21 protein-coding genes and 1 pseudogene are annotated in these 21703 nt (G+C 61.9%); 12 read left to right on the forward strand and 10 right to left on the reverse strand.

Going from position 1 to position 21703, the window contains the following annotated elements:
• The first annotated feature begins 22 nt into the window (after window positions 1-22).
• Complete coding sequence (locus IEX53_RS20515) at window positions 23-1528, forward strand: helicase HerA-like C-terminal domain-containing protein (RefSeq protein WP_188826046.1); 1506 nt, start codon at window positions 23-25, stop codon at window positions 1526-1528.
• A 62-nt stretch (window positions 1529-1590) separates the two neighbouring features.
• On the opposite strand, the gene IEX53_RS20520 is transcribed toward IEX53_RS20515, so the two are convergent.
• Window positions 1591-2325, reverse strand: a complete 735-nt coding sequence (locus IEX53_RS20520; protein WP_188826047.1) for a L,D-transpeptidase — start codon at window positions 2323-2325, stop codon at window positions 1591-1593.
• A 348-nt stretch (window positions 2326-2673) separates the two neighbouring features.
• Between IEX53_RS20520 and IEX53_RS20525 the strand changes: the two genes are divergently transcribed.
• From IEX53_RS20525 to IEX53_RS20535, 3 genes are all read left to right on the forward strand, one after another.
• Window positions 2674-3276 carry a superoxide dismutase gene (locus tag IEX53_RS20525; RefSeq protein WP_188826048.1) on the forward strand — a complete coding sequence of 201 codons (603 nt, stop codon included), beginning with the start codon at window positions 2674-2676 and terminating at the stop codon, window positions 3274-3276.
• 179 nt (window positions 3277-3455) lie between these two features.
• Window positions 3456-3893: a c-type cytochrome gene (locus IEX53_RS20530; protein ID WP_188826049.1), complete on the forward strand. Its 438-nt coding sequence runs from the start codon at window positions 3456-3458 to the stop codon at window positions 3891-3893.
• A 252-nt stretch (window positions 3894-4145) separates the two neighbouring features.
• The gene (locus IEX53_RS20535; RefSeq protein WP_188826050.1) at window positions 4146-5084 is read left to right on the forward strand and encodes a cytochrome c; all 939 of its coding nucleotides are present in this window, start codon (window positions 4146-4148) and stop codon (window positions 5082-5084) included.
• A gap of 229 nt (window positions 5085-5313) precedes the next feature.
• Here the strand turns inward: IEX53_RS20535 and IEX53_RS20540 are convergent, their stop codons facing one another.
• The 3 genes from IEX53_RS20540 to msrB form a co-directional block, all read right to left on the reverse strand.
• Window positions 5314-5640 carry a metallophosphoesterase gene (locus IEX53_RS20540; protein ID WP_188826051.1) on the reverse strand — a complete coding sequence of 109 codons (327 nt, stop codon included), beginning with the start codon at window positions 5638-5640 and terminating at the stop codon, window positions 5314-5316.
• Between the two features lie 375 nt (window positions 5641-6015).
• On the reverse strand, window positions 6016-8136 hold the full coding sequence (locus IEX53_RS20545) for a S9 family peptidase (protein ID WP_188826052.1): 2121 nt from the start codon (window positions 8134-8136) through the stop codon (window positions 6016-6018).
• A 272-nt stretch (window positions 8137-8408) separates the two neighbouring features.
• Complete coding sequence (gene msrB / locus IEX53_RS20550) at window positions 8409-8828, reverse strand: peptide-methionine (R)-S-oxide reductase MsrB (protein WP_188826053.1); 420 nt, start codon at window positions 8826-8828, stop codon at window positions 8409-8411.
• Between the two features lie 563 nt (window positions 8829-9391).
• Between msrB and IEX53_RS20555 the strand changes: the two genes are divergently transcribed.
• Complete coding sequence (locus tag IEX53_RS20555; RefSeq protein ID WP_188826054.1) at window positions 9392-9820, forward strand: Ros/MucR family transcriptional regulator; 429 nt, start codon at window positions 9392-9394, stop codon at window positions 9818-9820.
• 139 nt (window positions 9821-9959) lie between these two features.
• Here IEX53_RS20555 and IEX53_RS20560 read toward each other — a convergent pair whose 3' ends face one another.
• Window positions 9960-10235, reverse strand: coding sequence for a cytoplasmic protein (locus IEX53_RS20560; protein ID WP_188826055.1), 276 nt, complete (start codon window positions 10233-10235; stop codon window positions 9960-9962).
• A 271-nt stretch (window positions 10236-10506) separates the two neighbouring features.
• Here IEX53_RS20560 and IEX53_RS20565 point away from each other — a divergent pair, with 271 nt between their 5' ends.
• Both IEX53_RS20565 and IEX53_RS20570 read left to right on the forward strand, forming a co-directional pair.
• Entirely contained in the window at window positions 10507-10965 is a 459-nt protein-coding gene (locus IEX53_RS20565; RefSeq protein ID WP_188826073.1) for a helix-turn-helix domain-containing protein, read from the forward strand.
• Between the two features lie 23 nt (window positions 10966-10988).
• A pseudogene (locus IEX53_RS20570) lies at window positions 10989-11507 on the forward strand (DUF6456 domain-containing protein); the annotation flags it as partial.
• 119 nt (window positions 11508-11626) lie between these two features.
• Here the strand turns inward: IEX53_RS20570 and IEX53_RS20575 are convergent.
• From IEX53_RS20575 to IEX53_RS20585, 3 genes are all read right to left on the reverse strand, one after another.
• Window positions 11627-12064: a SufE family protein gene (locus IEX53_RS20575; RefSeq protein ID WP_188826057.1), complete on the reverse strand. Its 438-nt coding sequence runs from the start codon at window positions 12062-12064 to the stop codon at window positions 11627-11629.
• Window positions 12065-12263: 199 nt separating this feature from the next.
• Window positions 12264-12623 carry a DUF5330 domain-containing protein gene (locus tag IEX53_RS20580; protein ID WP_188826058.1) on the reverse strand — a complete coding sequence of 120 codons (360 nt, stop codon included), beginning with the start codon at window positions 12621-12623 and terminating at the stop codon, window positions 12264-12266.
• A 98-nt stretch (window positions 12624-12721) separates the two neighbouring features.
• Window positions 12722-13009, reverse strand: a complete 288-nt coding sequence (locus IEX53_RS20585) for a hypothetical protein (RefSeq protein ID WP_188826059.1) — start codon at window positions 13007-13009, stop codon at window positions 12722-12724.
• Window positions 13010-13045: 36 nt separating this feature from the next.
• On the opposite strand from IEX53_RS20585, the gene IEX53_RS20590 reads away from it, so the two are divergent.
• The 5 genes from IEX53_RS20590 to IEX53_RS20610 all read left to right on the forward strand — a co-directional run bounded on the left by IEX53_RS20590 (window position 13046) and on the right by IEX53_RS20610 (window position 18979).
• Entirely contained in the window at window positions 13046-14827 is a 1782-nt protein-coding gene (locus IEX53_RS20590) for an ATP-binding protein (protein ID WP_188826060.1), read from the forward strand.
• Window positions 14802-15710: a peptidoglycan-binding domain-containing protein gene (locus IEX53_RS20595; protein WP_188826061.1), complete on the forward strand. Its 909-nt coding sequence runs from the start codon at window positions 14802-14804 to the stop codon at window positions 15708-15710. The genes IEX53_RS20590 and IEX53_RS20595 overlap by 26 nt, the downstream gene beginning before the upstream one ends.
• A gap of 406 nt (window positions 15711-16116) precedes the next feature.
• Window positions 16117-17331, forward strand: coding sequence for a multidrug effflux MFS transporter (locus IEX53_RS20600; RefSeq protein ID WP_188826062.1), 1215 nt, complete (start codon window positions 16117-16119; stop codon window positions 17329-17331).
• 203 nt (window positions 17332-17534) lie between these two features.
• A complete protein-coding gene (locus IEX53_RS20605) occupies window positions 17535-17879 on the forward strand; it encodes a DUF1491 family protein (protein ID WP_188826063.1) in 345 nt (114 codons plus the stop codon).
• Window positions 17880-18082: 203 nt separating this feature from the next.
• Window positions 18083-18979, forward strand: coding sequence for a DMT family transporter (locus IEX53_RS20610; protein ID WP_188826064.1), 897 nt, complete (start codon window positions 18083-18085; stop codon window positions 18977-18979).
• Here IEX53_RS20610 and IEX53_RS20615 read toward each other — a convergent pair.
• Together IEX53_RS20615 and IEX53_RS24305 are read right to left on the reverse strand one after the other, a co-directional pair.
• Entirely contained in the window at window positions 18976-20253 is a 1278-nt protein-coding gene (locus tag IEX53_RS20615; protein WP_188826065.1) for a serine hydrolase domain-containing protein, read from the reverse strand. The genes IEX53_RS20610 and IEX53_RS20615 overlap by 4 nt on opposite strands.
• 212 nt (window positions 20254-20465) lie before the next feature.
• Window positions 20466-21584, reverse strand: coding sequence for a DUF2336 domain-containing protein (locus IEX53_RS24305; protein WP_308429162.1), 1119 nt, complete (start codon window positions 21582-21584; stop codon window positions 20466-20468).
• Between the last annotated feature and the right edge of the window lie 119 nt (window positions 21585-21703).

Here is a 21703-nt window from a genome sequence, read left to right on the forward strand (position 1 = left end):
CGATGACGAAATGAGGACGCCCATGCCCGCCGACAGCATATTTCTTGGCGCAAGCCGCAAGCCTGACGATAGCTATCAGCAGCCGGAGCATCTGTTGCTGAAATATGGTAACCGCCACGGCCTCGTGACCGGCGCGACGGGCACCGGCAAGACGGTCACCCTCCAGGTGCTGGCGGAAGGCTTTTCCGCTGCCGGGGTTCCGGTCTTCTGCGCCGATATCAAGGGCGATCTCTCCGGCATCGCGGCGGAAGGCGAGGTCAAGGAGGGGCTCATGCAGCGGGCGGACGATGTCCGGCTCACCGAATATGATCTTCTGCCGATGCCCGTCATCTTCTGGGATATTTTCGGCGAAAAGGGCCATCCGATCCGCGCCACCATCACCGAAATGGGGCCGCTGCTCCTCTCGCGCCTCATGAATTTGACGGAGGCGCAGGAGGGGGTGCTCAACATCGCTTTCCGCCTTGCAGACGAGGAAGGGCTTCTCCTGCTCGACATGAAGGATTTGCAGGCGCTGCTCGCCCATATGGCGGAGCGCTCCTCCGAACTGTCAGGGCAATATGGCAATGTGACGAAGGCCTCGGTCGGCGCGATCCAGCGCTCGCTCCTGGTGCTGGAGCAGCAGGGCGGCGATAAGTTCTTTGGCGAGCCGGCGCTGAAGGTTTCGGACATTATGCGCACCACCTCCGATGGCCAGGGCGTGGTCAATGTGCTCGCCGCGGACAAGCTGATGATGAACCCGCGGCTTTATTCGACCTTCCTGCTCTGGCTCCTGTCCGAGCTTTTCGAGGAACTGCCGGAGGTGGGCGATCCGGAAAAGCCGCGCCTCGTCTTCTTTTTCGACGAAGCCCATCTTCTCTTCAACGAAGCCCCCAAGGCCCTGCTCGAGCGCGTGGAGCAGGTGGTGCGGCTCATCCGCTCGAAGGGCGTCGGCATCTATTTCGTTTCGCAGAACCCGCTCGACGTGCCCGAGACGGTGCTCGCCCAGCTCGGCAACCGCGTCCAGCACGCCTTGCGCGCCTATACGCCGCGCGAGACCAATGCGGTGCGGACGGCGGCGGAGACGTTCCGACCCAACCCGGACTTCGACACTTTCAAGGCGATCACAAGTCTCGGCACCGGCGAGGCGCTTGTCTCTACCTTGCAGGAAAAGGGCGTGCCCTCCATGGTCCAGCGCACGCTCATCCGCCCGCCCGCCTCGCGCATCGGCCCGCTGGAGCCGCAGGAGCGGGCGCAGATCATGGCCGCCAGCCCCGTCGCCGGGCTGTATGACCACGCGGTCGATCCGGAATCCGCCTACGAGATCCTCCAGCGCAAGGCGCAGGAGAGCGCCAAGGTGCAGGAGACCGAGGAGGAGGGTGGCAATGGCTGGGGCGGGATGCTGGGGGACGTGCTCGGCACCGGCGGCGGCAGCCGCCGTTCGGGCCGCCAGTCCGTCGTGGAAGCGGCGATGAAATCCGCCGTCCGCTCCGCCGCCTCGTCGCTGGGCCGTGCGCTGGTGCGCGGCGTGCTGGGAAGTTTGAGACGGTAGTCAGTAGCGAAATAGTGAGTAGTGAGATAGTTTTTCTAGCTCACTACTCACTACTCACTATCTCACATCACCAGCACCGGCGTCTTCGCCGGCACGCGGTCGTAGAGATCGATGATGTCCTGGTTGATCAGGCGCACGCAGCCGGAGGACATGGCCTTGCCGATGGACCACCATTCCGGATTGCCGTGCAGGCGATAGAGCGTGTCCTCGCCATTCTGGAAGAGGTACATCGCCCGCGCGCCGAGCGGGTTCTTGAGGCCGGGGGCCATGCCGCCATTGGCGGCGCTGTATTGGACGAGTTCCGGCTGGCGGGCGATCATGTCGTCGGGCGGCGTCCAGCGCGGCCATTTGCGCTTGTACTGGATGACGGCGCGGCCCGACCAGGCAAAGCCCTGGCGTCCGATGCCGACGCCGTAGCGGATGGCCTGCCCGCCTTCGCGGACGAGATAGAGGAAGCGGTTGGCCGTATCGACCACGATCGTGCCGGGTTGCTCGCCCGTGGGATCTGGAACGATCTGGCGCAGATATTTGGGGTCCATCTTCTGGATCGGAATGGCCGGAAGGTCGAAGCCGCCGTCCTGCATCGGCCCGTACATCGCCGCATAGGAACCGAGCGCGGAAGCGGTCTCGGGCGAGGGTTGTACCGGGGCAGCGGGCGGCCTCGGCGCAATCGGTAACCCGTCGGGGCCGATATCGATGATCGGTACATTCCTGGCGACCGTGGTACAGCCGGAAAGGCCGACGGCGGCTACGGCGCCCAAGGCCAGAAACGAACGGCGGGAAAGTTTGTTATCCATTCTTGAACCAGACTTTTTCTTGGGGGGAGGCTTTTATAAGCTTCTTTTGGTTAAGGAACTCCAATGAGCTGCGAACGGGCTCTTAACGCATGACGAATATGGCCACGACTGGTTAACAATCGGGCGCAAAAATGGCTTCACGGCGCTGTGATACTCATGCAACAGTATAGAGAACGCGCATGCTTCGTAAGCGAAGCCGTCTGTTCACAACTCGGTGAAAAAGGGCGGGGTTTTTAAATTAGGTTCCTATTCCTCTCTTAAGCATTGCCCGCTGCCGCCGGTCGGCCTATGTAACCTGCGTGATCGTTTTCGGGCTGGTCCGTTCAGCCCCATCAGAGGAGAGTTCCCATGGCTTTCGAATTGGCTCCGCTGCCATATGCCTATGACGCGCTTGCGCCCTATATGTCGGCCGAGACGCTGGAATACCACCACGACAAGCACCACCAGACCTATGTGACCAACCTCAACAAGCTGGTGGAAGGCACCCCGTTTGCGGGCAAGCGCGTCGAAGAGATCGTCAAGGAAAGCTACGGCACGAACCAGGCCGTCTTCAACAATGCCGGCCAGGACTACAACCACAACCATTTCTGGAAGTGGATGAAGAAGGACGGCGGCGGCAACAAGCTGCCGGGCAAGCTGCAGGCGGCGATCGATTCCGACCTCGGCGGCTACGACAAGTTCCGCGCCGACTTCATCGCCGCCGGCACGGCGCAGTTCGGCTCCGGCTGGGCCTGGCTGGCGTTCAAGGACGGCAAGCTTGAGATCACCAAGACCCCAAACGGCGAGAACCCGCTCGTCCATGGCGGCACGCCGCTCCTGGGCGTCGATGTGTGGGAGCACTCCTACTACATCGACTACCGCAACGCCCGCCCGAAATATCTGGAAGCCTTCGTCGACAATCTCGTGAACTGGGAATATGTCGAGGAGCTCTACGAGAAGGCGGCTGGTTGATCGCTTCTCAGTGCGTTCATGTGAAAAGCCCCGACATCGGGGCTTTTCCTTTAATATGATAATTTTATTCAGTTTTATCACAACTATGTGAGAACGGGTTTCCGTTCGGCCTTCGCTCTATGCCTCCCCATGGCCTTCGATCATATTCAGGCGACTTGCCAATCTTTCGAGGGGAAATCATGCGTAAACTGGTCGCTGCCGCCGCTCTGTTCATCGCCACCGCCGGTCTTGCCCATGCCGATGTCGTCGCCGACCGCGAAGCCATCATGAAGGGCCTGGCGAGATCCGTGGGCCAGCTCGCGCCGATGGTGAAGGGCGCCAAACCCTTCGACGCCGCCGCTGCCTCCGACGCGCTCTCCCAGCTCAACGACTACGCCCAGAAGCTCGATGTCGATGCGCTGTTCCCGAAGGGTTCCGATACCGGCGAGACGGAAGCCTCGCCGAAGATCTGGGAAAACATGGCCGATTTCAAAGCCCGGAACGAGAAGTTCAAGACCGATGTAGCGGCCGCCGTTGCCGCCAAGCCGCAGGATCTGGATAGCCTGAAAGCCCAGTTCCAGGTGATCTCAGCCAATTGCGGCAGCTGCCACCAGCAATTCCGGGTGAAGAAGAATTAGGTTTGATACGGTTTTGATGGAAGCGCGAGGCGCCCCCCTCTGTCCTGCCGGACATCTCCCCCGCGAGGGGGGAGATTGGCTGATGGGTCCATCGGCCTCTACCTTGCAACCTCGGCGATTAATGCCGAGCGCCGATGAAGGCGTGATCTCCCCCCTTGTGGGGGAGATGCCGCCCTTCGACAGGCTCAGGAGGGCAGAGGGGGGTACTGTCCCGCCGGCATCTCCATCGAAAAACAAAAGGCGCTGACGGCCATGCTCCGCAAGCTCACCGTCCTTGCCCTAGTCCTGATAGCCCTCGCCTCGGCGGGCTTCTGGTTCCTCACCGCGCCGCAGCGGGTCGATGCGAAGGTTCTGGCGAATCTCGCGCCCGGTGATGCCGCCAATGGCGAGCGGATGTTCTGGGCGGGCGGCTGCGCTTCCTGCCATGCCGCGCCGGGAGCGGAGGGGGATGCGAGGCTCGTGCTGGCGGGCGGAGGCGAAATCCTCTCTCCCTTCGGCGCTTTCGTCGCTCCCAACATCTCGCCTTCGCCGCAGGGCATCGGCGCTTGGGAATTCGACGACTTCGCCAACGCCATGCTGCGGGGCGTCGGGCCGGATGGGAGCCATCTCTACCCCTCCTTTCCCTATACGTCCTATATCCGCATGAAGCCGCAGGACGTGGCGGACCTCTTCGCCTATCTGAAGACTCTGCCGCAATCCGACAACGTCGCGCCCCCGCACCGGCTCGCCTTCCCCTATAACATCCGGCGCGGCATCGGCTTGTGGAAGCTTCGCTATCTCTCGCCCGATCCGGTGGTCGCGCTCGATAATCCCCCGGACACCGTCAAGCGCGGGCAATATCTGGTGGAAGGACCGGGCCATTGCGGCGAATGCCATACGCCGCGCGATATGTTCGGCGGGCTGGAAAAATCGCGCTGGCTGTCAGGAGCCGTTTCGCCTGAGATCGGCGAGGACGGCAAGCAGGGCATCGTCCCCAACATCACCAGCGGGGAGGGCGGTATTTCAAGCTGGAGCGAGGGCGATATCGCCTATTCGCTGGAAAGCGGCTTCACGCCCGATTTCGATTCGCTCGGCGGTTCCATGGCCGATGTGGTGGCGAATATGAGCAAGCTCCCCGCCAGCGACCGCGAAGCTATCGCGGCGTATCTGAAGGCGATTCCGGGGCATGGGGATGGGTATAAGGCGAAATAGGGGGTGTAGGTTTAAAGTGGAACGCTGGCGGGACGGGCTCGCACCCTCCTTCCCCCTTGCGGGGAAGGAGGGTGCGTTAGCGGGCGGATGGGGGTGGTGACGTTTGCGCTACGGTCTTCGAAGCAAGCGCAAACGTCACCACCCCCACCCGACCCTTCGGGTCACCCTCCCCGCAAGGGGGAGGGAGGGTGAGAGCCGTCCCGCGCCGGCGTTTCAATTCATAAAGAACTTACCGCACCCGGCAGAATGCCGCCCGGGGTGCGCCGAAGTCACCATATTTGCTCTGCATCGTATAGAGCCAGCCCCGGCATTCCTCCATCGAGGTGAAGCAGCGGAACCGGTCGACGGGCACACGGGCATCGTCATCGCTGATGAAGGGCGATTCCTTCTCGCCGCTGAAGATGCCGACGATCACGCCGCTGCCGGCAGGGGGCGTGTTGCAGCGCTGCCCGGCATTCTCAGGCACATTCTTGAGCACGGCAGCCTCCGCCGCAACCGAAGCCGCGAACAGCACCGCCGCCGCGCCGAGAAAAAAGGCAAGAACGATCTGTTTCATGATCCTGGAGCCTCTACTGTCGAATCACAGGATAACCGCAATCGAGCCGGATTGTTCCTGTTTTGCCGGGCATGGCTAATGTCTTCTTAGGGTTTGCTGGAAGCGCGAGCCACCCCCTCTGTCCTTCTGAGCTTGTCGAAGGGCGGGTATCTCCCCTCACGAGTTTGCACCTTCATAGACGCGCGCAACCGACTGTGCGCCCTTCACCCCCGTGGTTCGAGGCTCCCCTTCGACAAGCTCAGGGTCGCACCTCACCATGAGGGTGAAGGGTTGGAACGCCGCAGTAGCCCTCATCCTGAGGTGCGTAGTGAAGCGCAGCGGAACGAAGCCTCGAAGGGCGAGGGCCTTGGCGGTTCCATTAAAACAAGAACTACCTTAAGCCACCTCCGCAGCCTTCACCCCCGTCTTCCCCGTCACCTTCAGCACGAAAGCATAATTATGCGCGATTTCCTCCAGCCGTGAGAAACGCCCCGACGCGCCCGCATGGCCTGCATCCATGTTGATGCGGAAGAGGACCGGGTTGTCGTCCGTTTTCAGCTCGCGAAGCTTCGCCACCCATTTCGCCGGCTCCCAATAGGTGACGCGCGGGTCGGTGAGGCCGGCGACTGCCATGATGGGGGGATAGGCCTGGGACGAGACATTGGAATAGGGGCAATAGGAAGCGATATAACGGTAATCCGCCTCCGAGGTGGCCGGGTTGCCCCACTCAGGCCATTCGAGCGGCGTCAGCGGCAGGGTCTCATCGAGGATCGTGTTGAGCACGTCCACGAACGGCACCTCGGCGATGATGCCACCGAACGCGTCAGGAGCCATGTTGGCGACCGCGCCCATCAGCAAACCGCCCGCCGAGCCGCCCTGCGCGACGATGCGGTCATGGCCGGTGAAGCCTTCCGCCACCAGATGCCTCGCCGCGGCGATGAAATCGGTGAAGGTGTTCTTTTTCCTGTCGCGCTTGCCGTTCTCGTACCAGGCAAAACCCTTGTCCTTGCCGCCGCGGATATGCGCGATGGCATAGACGAAGCCGCGGTTCACCAGCGACAGGCAATTGGTGTTGAAGCTCGCCGGAATGGTCATGCCATAGGAGCCGTAGCCGTAAAGCAGGCAGGGGGCCGAGCCGTCGAGCGGCGTATCCTTGCGATAGAGGATCGAGACGGGGACCAGTTCGCCGTCAGGCGCGGGCGCGAGCAGCCGCCGCGTCACATAATCCGCCGGATTGTGCCCTGACGGCACCTCCTGCGTCTTCAGGAGCGTGCGCTCGCGCGTGCGCATATTGTAGTCGAATTCCTGCGCCGGGGTCGTCATCGAGGAATAGGTGAAGCGGATGATTTCGGTGTCATATTCCGCGCTGCCGACGAGGCCCAGCGAATAAGCTTCTTCCTCGAAGGCGATGGCGTGTTCCTCGCCGGTTTTGCGGTCGCGCACGATGATTCGAGGCAGCCCTTCCGCGCGCTCCAGCCAGACGAGGAAATCGCGATAGGCCGAGTGGCTCAGGATGATCGTGCCGGGCTTCTCCGGCACCACTTCGGTCCAGTTCTCACGCTCCGGGCGATCGACCGGCGCGCTCATGATCTTGAAATCCTTCGCGCCGTCCGCATTCGTCAGGATGTAGAAGACATCCCCGCCTTCGGTGAGGCTGTATTCCACGCCGGTTTCGCGCTTGGCCACCAGGCGCGGCGGGGTGAGGGGCGCGTTCGCCGGAACGATCCATTCCTCCGACGTTTCATGGTCGCCAATGGAGATAAATATGAAATCGTCGAGGGCGGACCCGCTGACGCTCATGAAGAAGCCGGGATCGGGCTCCTCGAACACCAGCCGGTCGTCCGCCTGCGGCGTGCCGACCTTGTGGTAATAGAGTTTTGAAGGGCGATGGTTCTCGTCCACCCGCGTGTAAAAGAAGCCCTCGCTCGCCGCGTCCCAGACGCCGCCGCCGCTGGTGTCGAGAATGGCGTCGTCGAGATCAACAAGCGTGTCGAGATCGCGCACCTTCAGCGTATAGAATTCCGATCCCTTGTCGTCGAATCCCCAGGCAAGCCGCCGGTGATTGGGGGAGTGGTCGGCGGAAGAGAGGCGGAAATAGGTCTTGCCCTCCGCTTCCTTGTCGCCGTCGAGCAGCACGGTCTCCTCACCGCCCTCGCGCGGAAGCCGGAAAAGGCGCGGCTGCTCGCCGCCGATGCGATAGGACGAGCCATAGGCAAAGGGGCCGTCCTTGTAGGGCACCGACGAATCATCCTCCCTGATTCGCCCCTTCATTTCCGCGAACAGCGCCTCGCGCAGCTCCCGCATGTCGTCCATCATGCCTGCGTAATAGCTGTTCTCGGCGTCGAGATGCGCGCGGATATCGGGGGCGAGCAGGGACGGGTCCTTGAACACCTCCTGCCAATTGTCTGCGCGGAGCCAGGCATAATCGTCGGTGCGGGTGATTCCGTGGCGGGTGTTGCTGACGGGGTGTTTGGCGGCGATGGGGGCGGCGAGGGTGGGGTAGGAGGGTTTGGTCATGGGGGTCTCTGGGGTGGGGGGTATCTATAGTGAAAGGGGCGCCGGTTCGCGCCCTCCTTCCCCCTTGCGGGGATTGAGGAGCGTTCGGCCGAAGGCCGAGGAAAAGCCAACGATTTGGCTTTTCCAGCGACGAACCCCGCGTTAGCGGGCGGATGGGGGTGGTGACGTCCGCGCTTGCTTCGAAGACCGTGGCGCCAAGCGTCGCCACCCCCACCCGACCCTTCGGGCCACCCTCCCCGCAAGGGGGAGGGAGGGTGCTAAACCATTAACGCTCAATCCTCATCAAACACCAGCGCATGTCCGTTCATGCAATAGCGCAGGCCCGTTGGCGGCGGGCCATCGGGGAAAAGATGGCCCAGATGCGCGTCGCAATCGGCGCAGCGGATTTCCGTGCGCACCATGCCGTAGGAAAGATCCTCGAAGGCCTCCACCGCGTCCGGCTCGATCGGCTGGTAGAAGCTGGGCCAGCCGGTGCCGGACTCATATTTCGCCTCCGAGCGGTAGAGCGGACGCCCGCAGCAGACGCATTTATAGGTGCCCTTCAGGCTGCTGTCGAAGTTGGGGCTGGAGAAGGCGCGCTCGGTGCCGTGCTGCCGGGTGATCTGGTACTGGATCGGAGTCAGCTGCTCGCGCCATTCGTCATCGCTCTTGACTATTTTCAGCGGCTTTCGCCGGGTCTCGGTCGCGCTCATGGCTGTTCCTTTCCAAGATGGGAGCGCCCCATATTTATGTGCCGGAGGCGGCTTCGGCAACGGCAAGCATGCGCTGCGCTGTTTCTTATTGTCGCATCCGCGCTCTCATTGTCCCGTCACAATCATTCGGAGTGCGTTTTGGCGGGAATTATTTTCACTTCGCCAGAAATTTGACGTAATGATCCGCTTTTTCATGGAAGCTACATCGACTGTTGGAGGCTGCGCTTAACCGATCCCACCGATTCACTTGAAAATATATTAAATAGATTTTGGATCAAATATTGGGGTAACTTCTATGTTATATTCCAGCGATATCCCATGGATACATGAATAGTTATGAAATTAAGGATATATAATTTTACTTTATTAAATATTGGAAAGAAACGCAAAGTTGTAGTACAAATTAATTGACAGATTGGTTTTCCTTGGCGATATGGTCGCCTCGCGCGGGATGGGCTAGGCACAGCCAAACGAATTGATCTGCTGCCAGCATTCGAAGAGTGGATGCCCTCGGCGGAAATGTCTTCGGATATTTCCAATGGGTGTATAATGAGGGAAGATAGATGGAACATCTTGAAATTAACGAAGCTGCTGAGGACGTACTGCTCGGTCTGACCGCAGAAGTTGTTGCTGCCTATGTCAGCAACAACTCAGTGAGAGCAGGGGAATTGCCTACACTGATTGCGGAAGTTCATGCCGCGTTTGGTCGTGTCGGTACCCGCGAAGAAGCGATGGCGGTGGTCGAGAAGCCGAAACCGGCCGTCAATCCCAAGCGGTCTATTTTCGACGACTATATCATCTGCCTGGAAGACGGTAAGAAGTTCAAGTCGCTGAAGCGTCACCTGATGACGCATTACGGCATGACGCCGGAACAGTACCGCGAGAAGTGGGATCTGGATCCGAGCTATCCGATGGTCGCGCCGAACTACGCAGCTGCCCGTTCGCAGCTCGCCAAGAACATGGGCCTCGGCCGCAAGCGCAAGCGCGCCTGAGCCACGCCCCATGGCAACGACTTAAAAAACGGCGCTTCGACGCCGTTTTTTATTGAGTGAGTAGTGAGATAGTGAGTAGTGAGATAGTGGGGCGGGCCATCTTTTCACTACTCACTACTCACTACTCACTACTCACTACTCACTGTCTTATCCTCTCCATCGCCTGCTTCAGCGCGATATGCCGGTTGAGATCATAGCTCCAGTGGCCTGATGTGCCCTTGAGCCGTTCGCGCTCGATGAGGCGCTTCAGCCGGCGGATGGCCGTGCGTTTTTCCTCTTGCGATGCGGCGAGAACGGCGTCCAGATCGATGCCGCAAAGGATTTGCAGCGCCGCGCGCTGCATGGCTTCTCCGCGCTGCTTTTCCTTCAGTGTAAGAAATTCCCGGGCTTGCCTGACAAGATGATGAGAGGTCATGAGGTCCGTCCGTTGGAGCAAGTCCAGGAAAAGTGCAAACCAGCTTCCGTTTGAACTTGCGAAAGTGAAGTGTTGGACAAACAGTTTGACGCTGTCGGGCAATGTGGAGGATTAATTCCTACTTCTGCTTCTTCCCCCAAAGAAATAATCCTTGCTGCACAAAAGCTTAATTAGAATTCGCGCGAGAATTAATAAAAAATTTATCCTCGCAATGCTCATCGGTTGTATAAGAAGATATTCCTAGTTCCAGCAGGGGGAAATGAGAATGTCTTTGGGGGTTTCCGGTGTGATCCATACGCAGTCCGAGGCGATCGACGCGCTTGTGACGCTGGCTGTCAGGCATGGGCGTTCGCTGGCCATCGACCGGCCTCCGGCGATGGGGGAGAGACGGCGAAGGCACGTTCCGCGGGGGCGGATGGTCGAGGTCTGCGATGCTTTCATCGACATCCTCGCCGCTTTTTACGGGGTTTCCGGCCATGAGCTGCGCTCGGGCGAGCGCTGCCGGCGCGAGGTGGCGCGGGTGCGGCAGATCGGCATGTATGTGGCGCACACGCTCTTCGGCATGTCGATGACCGAGGTGGCGCGAGGCTTTGGACGCGACCGTTCGACCGTCATGCATGCCTGCCACCTGATCGAGGACGCGCGAGAGAGCAAGGAGTTCGACCTGGTCGTCGCGGCCTTCGAGCGCCTGGCCGCCGCCACCTTCCTCAATGAAGGGAGGAACGGATGATGAAACGGGATGTGAGCGTCTTCACCATCGAGATCGACGGGGAAAAGCAATCCGTCGCGGTCAATCTCGCCGAGTCGCCGCTGAGCCAGCTCTACCGGCGCAAGGGCGCGGACGGAAAGCCATTTCTCGCGGCGGAGGAGTTCGTGGCGGGAGAGCGGCTGCGCGCCGATTTCACGCGGGGTCAGCTTATGCCGCGCGTAAGCGCCAATTGGGAAACCAGCGTGGCCGGGCGAGGCCGCACCGGCGCCAACGGCACGGCAGACCTGACCGACGCGGCGCTTGCCGCGCGGTTCCGCGTGGAAAAGGCGATTGAGAGCGTCGGGCCGGAGCTGTCGGGCGTGCTCGTCGATGTCTGCTGTTTCCTGAAGGGCCTCGAAACCGTCGAGCGCGAACGCCACTGGCCGGTGCGCTCGGCAAAGCTGCTGCTGAAAGCCGCCCTCGGCGCGCTCGACCGGCACTACCACCCGCCGGCTGCCGCAAGGCAAGGCCGCCCGCGCATCCTGCAATGGGGCATGGAGGATTATAGGCCGGAGATAAGGTAGTTACCCGGTAACGTGGCGGCCGGCAGATCAATCCGGGGTAACGCGGTGACTGTGAGATCACCCCCTCTGCCCGGCAGGGCAGAGGGGGTGATCAAGGGCGCCTGCCCTCAACCCTTGCCTCAACGCGCCGCTGGTTCCCCCGCCAGCGCCCCTTGCGCCTCGGCGCGGATACGGGCGATCATGGCGCGCAGGCCGTTGGAGCGCTGCGGCGTCAGATGTTCGTTGAGCCCGAGCGTTTTGAGAATACTGTCGGGATCCACTGCGAGAATCTCCGAAGCCCTGCGCCCCGAATAAAGCGCCAGCACGATGGCGGCGAGCCCACGCACGATATGCGCGTCGGAATCGCCGAGGAAGGTGATCACCGGATCGGCTCCCTCGCCGATGTCGGTCTTGAGCCAGACCTGGCTGACGCAGCCCTGCACCTTGTGCGCCGCATCGCGGGCGTCGTCAGGATAAGGTTTCAGTTCGCGCCCGAGGTCGATCACATAGCGGTAGCGGTCTTCCCAATCGTCGAGAACGTCGAAATCGGCAATGATGTCGTCAATGGTCTGAGTCATGGGCTTCATATAAGCATTTTGCAGGCAGGTGGAAATATAAATGCGACGTAGTGGTCCCTTCCCCCTCGTGGTTCGAGGCTCATTCCGCTTCGCTTCAATCGCACCTCACCACGAGGGGGAAGGGACCACTACGTCGCAGTAGCCCTCATCCTGAGGTGCGGAGTGGAACGAAGCCTCGAAGGACGAGGGCGCCTGGCGCTTAATTATGACCAGCTTTTTCCGCGGCCTCACGCAATGTTGGCACGGGAACCCCGCCATCTGCCGTCTTCGCCGCCTCGTTCCCGAGATTCTGGATCGCATTCGAAATCGCGGACTTGCCCGTTTCGCAAAGCAGCGGATTCTTTTCGCAGAACGTGGTGAGGTCGGCGAGCTTCTCCTTGGCCGTAGACAAGGTCTGGATCGCCTTCTCAGCAGTCTTGTCCGGTTCGGTCGCCGGATTGCCGATGGGCTCGGCGCTCACCCACTGATCCATCTCGGCCTTCAACCCGGCGAGCGGCGTGTGCGGCAGCACCACGAATGCCAGCGTCAGCCAGAAGACCGTCTTTAGAAGAAACCGCATATGTCTGCCTTTATTCTCAATTACGCGGATACCATGCCAGAGGCAGAAAAAGATCGGATTGAAAATGCCGGGCAGTTTTGATTCAAATTTGAATGAAATTATGTCCGGTGGAAGGCAATGAGCCGCGATATCGCCGCATTCTCCGCCGTCTGGACAACCCTCTGTTTACCATAGGCTAAAAAGCGCCGCCCCCGCCCATCAAATCCGCCGTTGAGGGCGGCCAGGGCCTCGTACTTTATCCTTTCCTTAAAGCCTCCCGCGCCAATCTCCGACATACGAGCCGGAATCGTCTCAAGCATCTTGATTAGGTGCTGTGGCAATCCGGCGAGCACAAAACGCATTGTAGTGAGTACGGCAGAGTGCACGCCATCCTTCTGAAATCCCATGAATTCGCAGGCGCTTTCGCGCGTGGCTGTGCACGCATGTTCGATAGTCTTTGCCGCCGCTGGGCGCCCTCGGGCGATGCCGCGCTGCGGCGCATGATCGCCGTGTTCTGGGCCATGCCCTTCGCGCTGCTGGCCGCCTTCGTCGTCAGCGGCGCAGTGAAGGGTCCGCTGGAAGCGGGGCTGGCCTTCGCCATCTTCGCCGGTGTGGCGATGATCCTCTCAGCACTCGCCTCGCTGTCGCCCCGTCCCTGGCTCGTCGCCCTTGCCGGGCTTGCCGTTTATGGCGGGGGGCTTGGCCTCGCCGGTTTCAATGCCGCCGCCAATCCGGCGCTCTGGGTCATGGCCGCTGCGATCCCCTTCGAGTGCTGGTTCGTCGCGCGCACCGCGCGCAGCATGAATGCCGGCTTCGTTGTCAGCGCATTGGTGTTGGCTGCGTTCCTCGCCAGCGTCCATGCCGCGCCCGCCGCGTCCATGACGATGGCGGCAGGCCTCACCTTCGCCTATGCCGCCTCGCTCCTTATCCGCGCGATGACCATCCTCGGCTCCAAGGCTGAAAAGGCCGCGCCCGCCTCGGACAGCGATATCGAGAGCGCCATCGACGGCGTGGTGATCCGCCTTTCGCCTGATGGCGTGGTGCAGTCGCTTTCGCCGCAGGCGCCTGATGTCTTCGGCGTGCCGCGTCAGGTGATGCAGGGCACCCAGCTTCTCGACCGGGTCCATGTCTCGGACCGCGTGCAGTACATGGCCCTCCTCGCCGATCTGCGCGAGCATGGCCGCGCCGCTGATGTTGAGGTGCGCCTGCGCCGCGTCGATGTCGATCCCGAAACCGGCGTGCGTTCCGTCGCGTTCCGTCCGTTCCGCATCAATGCCGTGGCGGCTCCTGCAGGCTTCACCCTCATCGCCCGCGACATATCGCTGGAGGAAGCCACGCGTGAGGCGCTGCAGAAGGCGCGGGAAGAGGCCGAGAGCCTGGAGCTGGCGCGCACCCGCTTCCTCGCCGCGACGAGCCATGAGCTGCGCACGCCGCTGAACTCCATCATCGGCTTCTCAGACGCGCTGCTGCACGAAATGCCCTGCCGCTTCCAGAACGAGACGCAGCGCGAATATGTCGGCCTCATCCATCAGGCGGGCACGCACCTCCTCGACGTGGTCAACGCCATTCTGGAAATGTCGAAGCTGGAATCCGGGGCCTATAGCATCTTCCCCGAGGCCTTCCCGTTCCGCGAGGCGGTTGATCTGTGCTGCGGCGTGATGGGCCGTCAGGCAGCGCAGAAGGGCGTGATCCTCGGCGAGCGCATCAACGCCCATATCGGCGATCTCGTCGCCGACCGGCGCGCGGTGCAGCAGATCCTGTTCAACCTCGTTTCCAATGCGGTGAAGTTCACCGACAAGGGCGGCTGCGTCACCATCGACGCCGGGGTGCAGGATATGCGCGGCCAGCGCATGCTGGTCTTCTCGGTCTCCGACACCGGCATCGGCATGGCGGCGGACGATCTCGTGCGCCTGTGCCGCCCGTTCACCCAGCTCGACAATGCCTATACCCGCGCCCATGAGGGCACCGGCCTCGGCCTGTCGCTGGTCAAGGGGCTGGTCGATTTGCACGAAGGCACGATGGAAATCGCCAGCCGTCAGGGCGAAGGCACCATCGTCACCGTGCGGCTGCCGCTCGACGGGCCGCTCTCGCATCGAAACCAAAACCAGAAGGAACAAGCCGGAACGGTGATCGATATCCACCGCATCCAGGCGGAAAGGCGTCATGAAGCAAGCGAAAACGACAGCCAAGGGGAGGTCTATGCGCAAACCCGCAAAACGGCGTAGCCTCGGTCGCCGCATCGTCGACGCGCTGTTCGCGACCGTCTCCGCCATGGCCATCGTGGCGGGCGACTTCATCGCGCGCAATCCGGTGGCCACCGGCGGCGCCATCGCCTTCCTCATCACTCTCGGCTTCGTTTCCGCCAATGCGCTCTGGTACCAGCCGGAGGCGCATCAGGGCGTGTTCTTCAAGACGCGGCCCGAACTGGTCTACAAGCCGTCGCCGCGCGCGCAGACGCTGATCGGCGAGAGAGCGGCGGCAGCGCCTGCGCCCGCCGCTCCCGCGGTCGAGCAAAATCAGGCCGCCGCACCCGCACCCACACCCACGCCGGTGGCAACGGAAATGCCCGCGCCCGCGATTACGCTCGGCCCGGGCGGCGACCCTGAGGTGGCAAGGCTGCAGCAGAAGCTCGCCGCGCTCGGCTTCTACGAAGGCCCCGTCGATGGCATGCCTGGCCCGCAAACGCGCAAGGCGCTGGAAACCTGGCGCGACGTGCAGGCAAGGGCAGGCATCGCACCCGCGCCTTCGCCGGTGGAAGGACAGGCGGAATCGCCCGTCGTCATCCCCGGTACGAGGCCCAAGCGCGCCGAGCAGGAGATCGACCGCACCACCACCACCGCCACCGCCACGCAGCGCCCGCCCGCCGAATTGAAACCCCAGCCGCAGCCGGCAATGCCGGTTTCATTCTCGGCTTCGTCGGAGGATATCATCAAGGTCCAGGCGGGGTTGAAGGCCTTCGGCAACGATCTTATCACCGTCGACGGCGTCCCCGGCAAAAGCACGCAGGATGCGATCCGCGAATTCCAGAAGCTCTTCCGCCTGAAGGTGACGGGGCAGGTGGACGCGGAGCTGATTGCAAAGATGCGCGAGATCGGGTTGATAAGTTAGTAGGGAGCCCCCTATATCCTGCCGCCCTTCTCCGGCTTGTTCCCGAGAATTTGCCATAAGGAAAGATAGAAGCGGTGGCTACTTTTTATTGTTGCGGCCAGGCCACTGTAGAGGAATGGATCCCAGTGACAAGCACTGGGATGACGAGATGGAGATGTTTTTGCCACTACCGGAAACGCTTCTGCCAAGCGGAGAGGGGTAGGTTTGGCTTGCCAACAGCAACGCAGCCCGTCATCCCAGTGCTTGTCACTGGGATCCATTCCTCTACGTCTCCACGACAACAACAGTCCCAAAACGAAATTCAGGCGATTCATCAAAACAGCAGCACTTCCAGATCCACGGCAGATTCTCGGGGACATCCTCGGGCTTAACTCGAGGACGAGAATGAGGACCGGAGGGACACACCATGACCATCTCACCCAGCTTCCGCGAACGTATCGTTCTCTATGCCCTGCTGACCTCTGTGACCTCCATCAGCATCGACGCTCTGCTGCCGGGTTTGCGTGTGATCGGCGCGGAGGTCGGCGTCTCTCCGCCGCTTTCCACCCAGCACATCATTTCCCTGTTCATCTTCGGCATGGTGTTCGGGGAATTGCTGCTCGGTCCGCTCTCCGACGCCATGGGAAGAAAGCGGGCTCTCCTCCTCGGCCTCGCAGTCTACTGCGCCGGAACGGTGATCGCGATGCTGGCAGGCTCGCTGGAAATGGTGATCCTCGGGCGCTTCCTTCAGGGCGTCGGGGTCTCCGGTCCGAAAATCGCGACGCGCGCCATGATCCGCGACCAGTTTGAGGGCGATGCCATGGCGCGCGTGATGTCGTTCATGTTCACATTGTTCATTCTGGTGCCGATGCTCGCGCCGGCCCTGGGGCAAGCCATCATCGCCGCCGGCGGATGGCGCAGCATTTTCGGCCTCTACCTGGCCACGGCCTGCCTGGCCGGCCTGTGGCTGGTGCTGCGCCAGGCCGAAACTTTGCCGCCCGAGCGCCGCATTCCTTTCCGGCCGCGGCTCCTGGTGCTGAATGGGCTTCGCATTCTCGGCAATCGGCGCGTGGTGCTGTTGATCGCGGCGACGGGCTTCGTTTTCGGCGCGCAACTGCTTTACCTCAGCACGGCTGCCGATTTGTTCCTCGACGCCTACGGTATCGAAGAGACCTTCCCGGTCTATTTTGCGCTCCTCGCCGCGAGCATAGGGCTTGCCTCCTTCCTCAATGCCAGGCTCGTGCAGCGGTTCGGCATGGATGCCATGGCCCGCGCCGCCTTCATCGGGTTAAGCATGGCGGGGTTGGCGATGCTGCTCGCGGCGTTACTCTGGGGCGGGCGCCCGCCGCTTGCTGTCCTCATGATAACGGGATTTGCCGCGTTCTTCGCAATCGGCGTGCTGTTCGGAAATCTCAACGCCATGGCCATGCGGTCGCTTGGCCAGGTCGCCGGACTGGGGGCATCGCTGATCGCCTCCGGTTCGAGCCTCGTCGCTACGCTGTTCGCGGTCGGCATGGGCCATTTCTACGATGGCACCCCGCTCAATCTGGCTTCCGGTTTCTTTCTGGCAGGCGCCGTTTCGCTCGTCCTGTCGGAGATTTCGGCGCGTGGCTCTGCCGGGCCGGTCGATGCTGTCCGATAGGCACTTGGAATGTAAGAGTTGCCCCTCACCCTTACCCTCTCCCCGTGAAGAACGGGAGAGGGGGACACGACCGTTCTCACCTTTTCTTTCTGCCAGGTGCAGGGGAAGAAAAGGGATGGCAACGATGATGTCCCCCTCGCCCCGCTTGCGGGGAGAGGGTAAGGGTGAGGGGCAATCGCGGCCGGCTACTGAAAGGATTGCCCTTGCGCCTCACATCCGATTTCTGGGTCTCCGCACTCATCCGCCGGGTAAATGGCGAGGGCGGCTTTGCGCATCTGGCGCGGCGCGGTTCGGCGGAGGCGGGGGCTATTTTCATCAAGCTGCGCAAGCCGGATGGCGCATATGACCTCTACGGCCCCGCGCCGCAAATCGCCTATGACGCGGCCAAGCCCGATGAGCGCGTGTTCACCCCCATCGCCCGCGACCTGCCCGAATGGGAGGCGGACGACAGGGTTCGTGGCGAAGCGCGGTTCGACTCCGACCTCTGGCTGGTCGAGATCGAAGGGCCAATGGTGGCGGAGACGCTTTTCACGGTTGTGGAGTTTTAGAGCGGATTAGAATTTGTAAGGACTCGCGCGCCCTCCACGCCGTCATTCTCGGGCTTGTCCCGAGAATCTACCGCGGTCTAATTTGTCAGGACGGTACTCCGGCAATCCACCTGCAAGCATAGCGCGAATGGCGCGCTATAGTTTCAGCCCGGCCTATACTGTAAAGGAAGTGGTCTCCTCCTCGCCCCATGTGATTCCCGCCCATGAAGCCCCGCGATCTCGCCGTCTACATCTTCCTTTCCCTCGCCTGGGGCCTTTCTTTTCTTGTCGTGCTCAAGGTCGTGGCCGCTTTCGGCTTTGTGGCGGCGGTGGCGGTTCGTGCGCTCATTGCCAGCGCGACGCTGTTCCTGATCGCGCGGGCCATGGGGCGGCGGCTGGATTTCTCAGTGGGCTGGGCGCCGTTCTTCGTCGTTGGTGCCACCACAGTCGCCGGGCAGCTGCTCGGGCTTTCCTATGCCACGCCGCTGATCGGAACTGCGATGGCGGCTATCCTCGTAGCCTCGATCCCGCTTTTCTCCATGGTCATCAGCCAGATCTGGGGTCTGGAGCGGATGCGGCCGAGCGGCCTCGTCGGCCTCATTCTTGGCGTGGCGGGCATCGTGCTGCTTGTCGGCTTTCCGGCGGTGCCGGTGACGGGAGAGTTCATCTTCGGCTGCGCCGCCACGCTCGTCGCCTGCTTCTCCGCCGCCTTCGGCAGCAATTACGCCAGCCACAAGCTGAGATTTGCCGGCTCCTGGGAAGTGACGATCGGCTCCTTCCTGTTCGGCGGGCTCATCGCTGCGCCCTTCCTCTTCTTCGTGCCGATTCCGGGCATGCCGGCTCCGCTCGACATACTCTATCTGCTCATCTCCGCCTGCGTGATGAGCGCCACCACCTATGTGCTCTATTTCCGCCTCGTCGGCTCCATCGGCCCGACCAAGGCGATCAGCGTCGAATTCGCCGTCACCATCGTCGCCGTGCTGGTCGGGGCGCTGCTTTTGAAAGAGCCGTTGTCGCCGCTGCAATTCGCCGGGGCAGGGGTGATTATTCTCGGCTGCATGCTGGTGCTCGGCCTTTTCCCCACGCAGCGCGCCAAACTGGCCGAAGCGCCGCCGTCTTAATCGAGGCCCGCAATGATCGCGTCGAAGGCCGCCAGCGTATAGGCGACCACTTCGTCGCTGTCGGGCAGGGGCAGGCTGGATTGCATGACGATGACAGTCCTCGCCGCCGGATCGATATAGAGCCACTGCCCAAAAATGCCGATCGCCATATAGGCGTTGTGCGCATTGTGGCGGAACCAGAACTGGTCCCGGTAGCTCCAGCCGCTCATGGCGATCTTGCCTTCGGGGCTCCGTGCGAAGGTCTCCCTGTCGCCGCCTTTGAGCAATTCCGCGAAAAAGCCGGGCGGAAGGATACGCTGGCCGTTGAACAGGCCCTCATCCAGCAGCATCTGGCCGATTTTCGCCAGATCGACCGCCGTGGCGTTGAAACCCGCGCCGCATGACGCCGTGCCCGCGCTGTCCACGAGCACATAGGCATCGCGCGCCATGCCCATTTTCGACCAGATGTGCTCTTCGATCATCTTTTCGAGTGGAATGCCGGTGGCGCGCTCGCAAAGCCAGCCGAGCACATCGGTATTGGCGGTCACATAATGAAACGCTCTGCCATGCTCGCACTTCTTCCTGAGCGTGGGCAGGAATTCACGGATGGTCCGGGGGCCTGAATATCCGGTAGGAGAGGGGAAGAAGCCTAGCACCGCGCCGTAGATGGCGACCTCCGATTCCGGATCGGTGTAATCCTCGCAATAGCGGATGCCGACGGTCATATCCATGACCTGACCGACCGTCGCATCTCCATAGGCGGAACCGAGGAGTTCGGGAATAAGATCGCCCACCCTGGCGTTCCGGTCGAGCTTTCCTTCCGCGAGGAGTGCGCCCGCCAGCATCCCCGTGAGGGATTTGGTGACGGACATCATCTGGTGGCGGGTGCGCGGGGTTTGCCCGTCGAAATAGGCCTCATGGACGAGCCTGCCGTCCTTGAGCACGACGAGCGCATCCGCCCGCGTCTCGCGCAACATTTGCGCAAGCGTGCTGGTGCTGACGTCGCCGGTAAGCGGGTCGCGGAACGAAAAGCCGATCTTCTCCTGATCGAACGGGATCCCGGCATCCATGAAAATGAATTCCAGCCCTTCGCCCGCGTCGATCGTCTTCGTCGGGAAGAACTCTTCCATATGCTTGAAAGTGTAGCGGTTCTGCTCCGGCGCGAACATGTTCGCCTTGCCGATGTGAAGCGCGGCCCGCGTTTTGCCTTCGCTCGACATCGCAGCGTCCAGCCCGATGACGGAATCCGCGGCAAGGGCGGCCCCCGAGGGAGCTTCTGTTGCAATCGTCTTCATGGAAAACTCCACTAGAGCGGGTCGCGCTCAATCGTACCCATTGCGCTCGCTCTAGATTCCTAGTTTGTCGCATTGTCGCGGTCGTTAAATGAGGCCATTTAACTGCGAAATGCTTTTATGCCGACGTTATGTTGTAACAGTAAGCTCCGCAAAATAGGGCGTCATTATGGCCGGGTCCCGAGGGCGCGGGGAGGGCGGGCGGCGGAAGGGTGCTACCGCGCCGCCTTGAAGGCTGTGATTCCGTCGCTGTTGGCGGCGTCGAGCACGGGCTCGTCATTCTCCGCCGCCATCTCGCGCAGCTTCTGCCGCAGGAGGGCGGTCATCTCGCCGGCCTTGCCGCGCCGCACAAGGTGCAGCGCGGTTTCGCGGTCGATGGAGCGGTAGAAATACACGAAATCCCGCAGGCTGTGCCGGTCGCTGCTGATAGGGCCGAGCACGGCGGTCATGATGAGATAGCAATCCTGCGCCGAAAGCCCCAGCGCCTTCAGCGCGATGGGCAGCCGCGAATCCGGCCACTGCCCGATGATCGCCTGCGCCTGTTCGAAGCTGACGCCCAGCCTGTCCGCCAGCATGTTGCGGAAGAACACGGGGTCGATGAGAAGCGCGGTGTCGATCATGGAGTCGGCGGGCGAGGGGGCTTGATCTGGGCGCTGGGTCAGTTCGCTCTCGGACGGAAGGGTCGGCGGGACAATACCCCCCTCTGTCCTGCCGGACATCTCCCCCACAAGGGGGGAGATTGCGCTGTCAGTTCTGCTTTCGCCAATCGCCGACGTTGCAAGATAAGCGCCGTCATTAGTGCCAGCCAATCTCCCCCGGCAGGGCAGAGGGGGGCGCCTCGCGATGACGTCTGAAGTATCGGTTTCCCCCAGCCTCCGCCGCACCTCCATCGACCTGTCAATCACCGGGTCCGCAAAACTCTCCAGCACGCTCCCGACGATCCCGTCCAGTTCCGGTCGCCGGGCGATGGCGCGGGCATGGGCGAGGCCGTGTTTTCCGATGATCTCCACCAGATCGTTGGACGTCAGCACGCTTGAGCGCAGCAGCAGCGGCGCGGCGATTTCCACCGCCTCTCCGCAAAGCGCCAGCACCAGTTTTCGCGGCGCGGTATCCAGTTGCGACAGGACGGCGGCCACATGGCGCTTGCCGCGCGGGGTCGCGTTTTCGAGGAGCGGCAGCGCCAGGTCTTCGAGTTGTTGTATCTCGCTGCGAGCCGGGCGCGTGATGCCCGTGAATGCGGTGACGGCGGCTGAAAGAAGATCGTCGGCCTTTCCGCCATCCGCCCAGCCGCTTGCCTGAAGGGTTTCCAGGGCGCGGAACTCATCGTTTGTCACGCAGGTACTCCGGTAATCGCAAGCAACTCGACAGGCGCATGATCCGGAAAAGATGCAGGCTTTTCGGGCAGGATCATGCGACCGGCTAAAGGGAGCAATCGACGCTCCGTTGCCTCAAA

The sequence above is a fragment of the Paramesorhizobium endophyticum genome (genome assembly GCF_014640615.1).
Taxonomy (GTDB): Bacteria; Pseudomonadota; Alphaproteobacteria; order Rhizobiales; family Rhizobiaceae; genus Paramesorhizobium; species Paramesorhizobium endophyticum.

Excerpts from the sequence above, each read along its gene's own strand:
- IEX53_RS20515 (WP_188826046.1), top strand. The coding sequence starts at position 23 with ATGCCCGCCGACAGCATATTTCTTGGCGCAAGCCGCAAGCCTGACGAT.
- IEX53_RS20520 (WP_188826047.1), bottom strand. The coding sequence starts at position 2,325 with ATGGATAACAAACTTTCCCGCCGTTCGTTTCTGGCCTTGGGCGCCGTA.
- IEX53_RS20525 (WP_188826048.1), top strand. The coding sequence starts at position 2,674 with ATGGCTTTCGAATTGGCTCCGCTGCCATATGCCTATGACGCGCTTGCG.
- IEX53_RS20530 (WP_188826049.1), top strand. The coding sequence starts at position 3,456 with ATGCGTAAACTGGTCGCTGCCGCCGCTCTGTTCATCGCCACCGCCGGT.
- IEX53_RS20535 (WP_188826050.1), top strand. The coding sequence starts at position 4,146 with ATGCTCCGCAAGCTCACCGTCCTTGCCCTAGTCCTGATAGCCCTCGCC.
- IEX53_RS20540 (WP_188826051.1), bottom strand. The coding sequence starts at position 5,640 with ATGAAACAGATCGTTCTTGCCTTTTTTCTCGGCGCGGCGGCGGTGCTG.
- IEX53_RS20545 (WP_188826052.1), bottom strand. The coding sequence starts at position 8,136 with ATGACCAAACCCTCCTACCCCACCCTCGCCGCCCCCATCGCCGCCAAA.
- msrB (WP_188826053.1), bottom strand. The coding sequence starts at position 8,828 with ATGAGCGCGACCGAGACCCGGCGAAAGCCGCTGAAAATAGTCAAGAGC.
- IEX53_RS20555 (WP_188826054.1), top strand. The coding sequence starts at position 9,392 with ATGGAACATCTTGAAATTAACGAAGCTGCTGAGGACGTACTGCTCGGT.
- IEX53_RS20560 (WP_188826055.1), bottom strand. The coding sequence starts at position 10,235 with ATGACCTCTCATCATCTTGTCAGGCAAGCCCGGGAATTTCTTACACTG.
- IEX53_RS20575 (WP_188826057.1), bottom strand. The coding sequence starts at position 12,064 with ATGACTCAGACCATTGACGACATCATTGCCGATTTCGACGTTCTCGAC.
- IEX53_RS20580 (WP_188826058.1), bottom strand. The coding sequence starts at position 12,623 with ATGCGGTTTCTTCTAAAGACGGTCTTCTGGCTGACGCTGGCATTCGTG.
- IEX53_RS20585 (WP_188826059.1), bottom strand. The coding sequence starts at position 13,009 with ATGGGATTTCAGAAGGATGGCGTGCACTCTGCCGTACTCACTACAATG.
- IEX53_RS20590 (WP_188826060.1), top strand. The coding sequence starts at position 13,046 with ATGTTCGATAGTCTTTGCCGCCGCTGGGCGCCCTCGGGCGATGCCGCG.
- IEX53_RS20595 (WP_188826061.1), top strand. The coding sequence starts at position 14,802 with ATGCGCAAACCCGCAAAACGGCGTAGCCTCGGTCGCCGCATCGTCGAC.
- IEX53_RS20600 (WP_188826062.1), top strand. The coding sequence starts at position 16,117 with ATGACCATCTCACCCAGCTTCCGCGAACGTATCGTTCTCTATGCCCTG.
- IEX53_RS20610 (WP_188826064.1), top strand. The coding sequence starts at position 18,083 with ATGAAGCCCCGCGATCTCGCCGTCTACATCTTCCTTTCCCTCGCCTGG.
- IEX53_RS20615 (WP_188826065.1), bottom strand. The coding sequence starts at position 20,253 with ATGAAGACGATTGCAACAGAAGCTCCCTCGGGGGCCGCCCTTGCCGCG.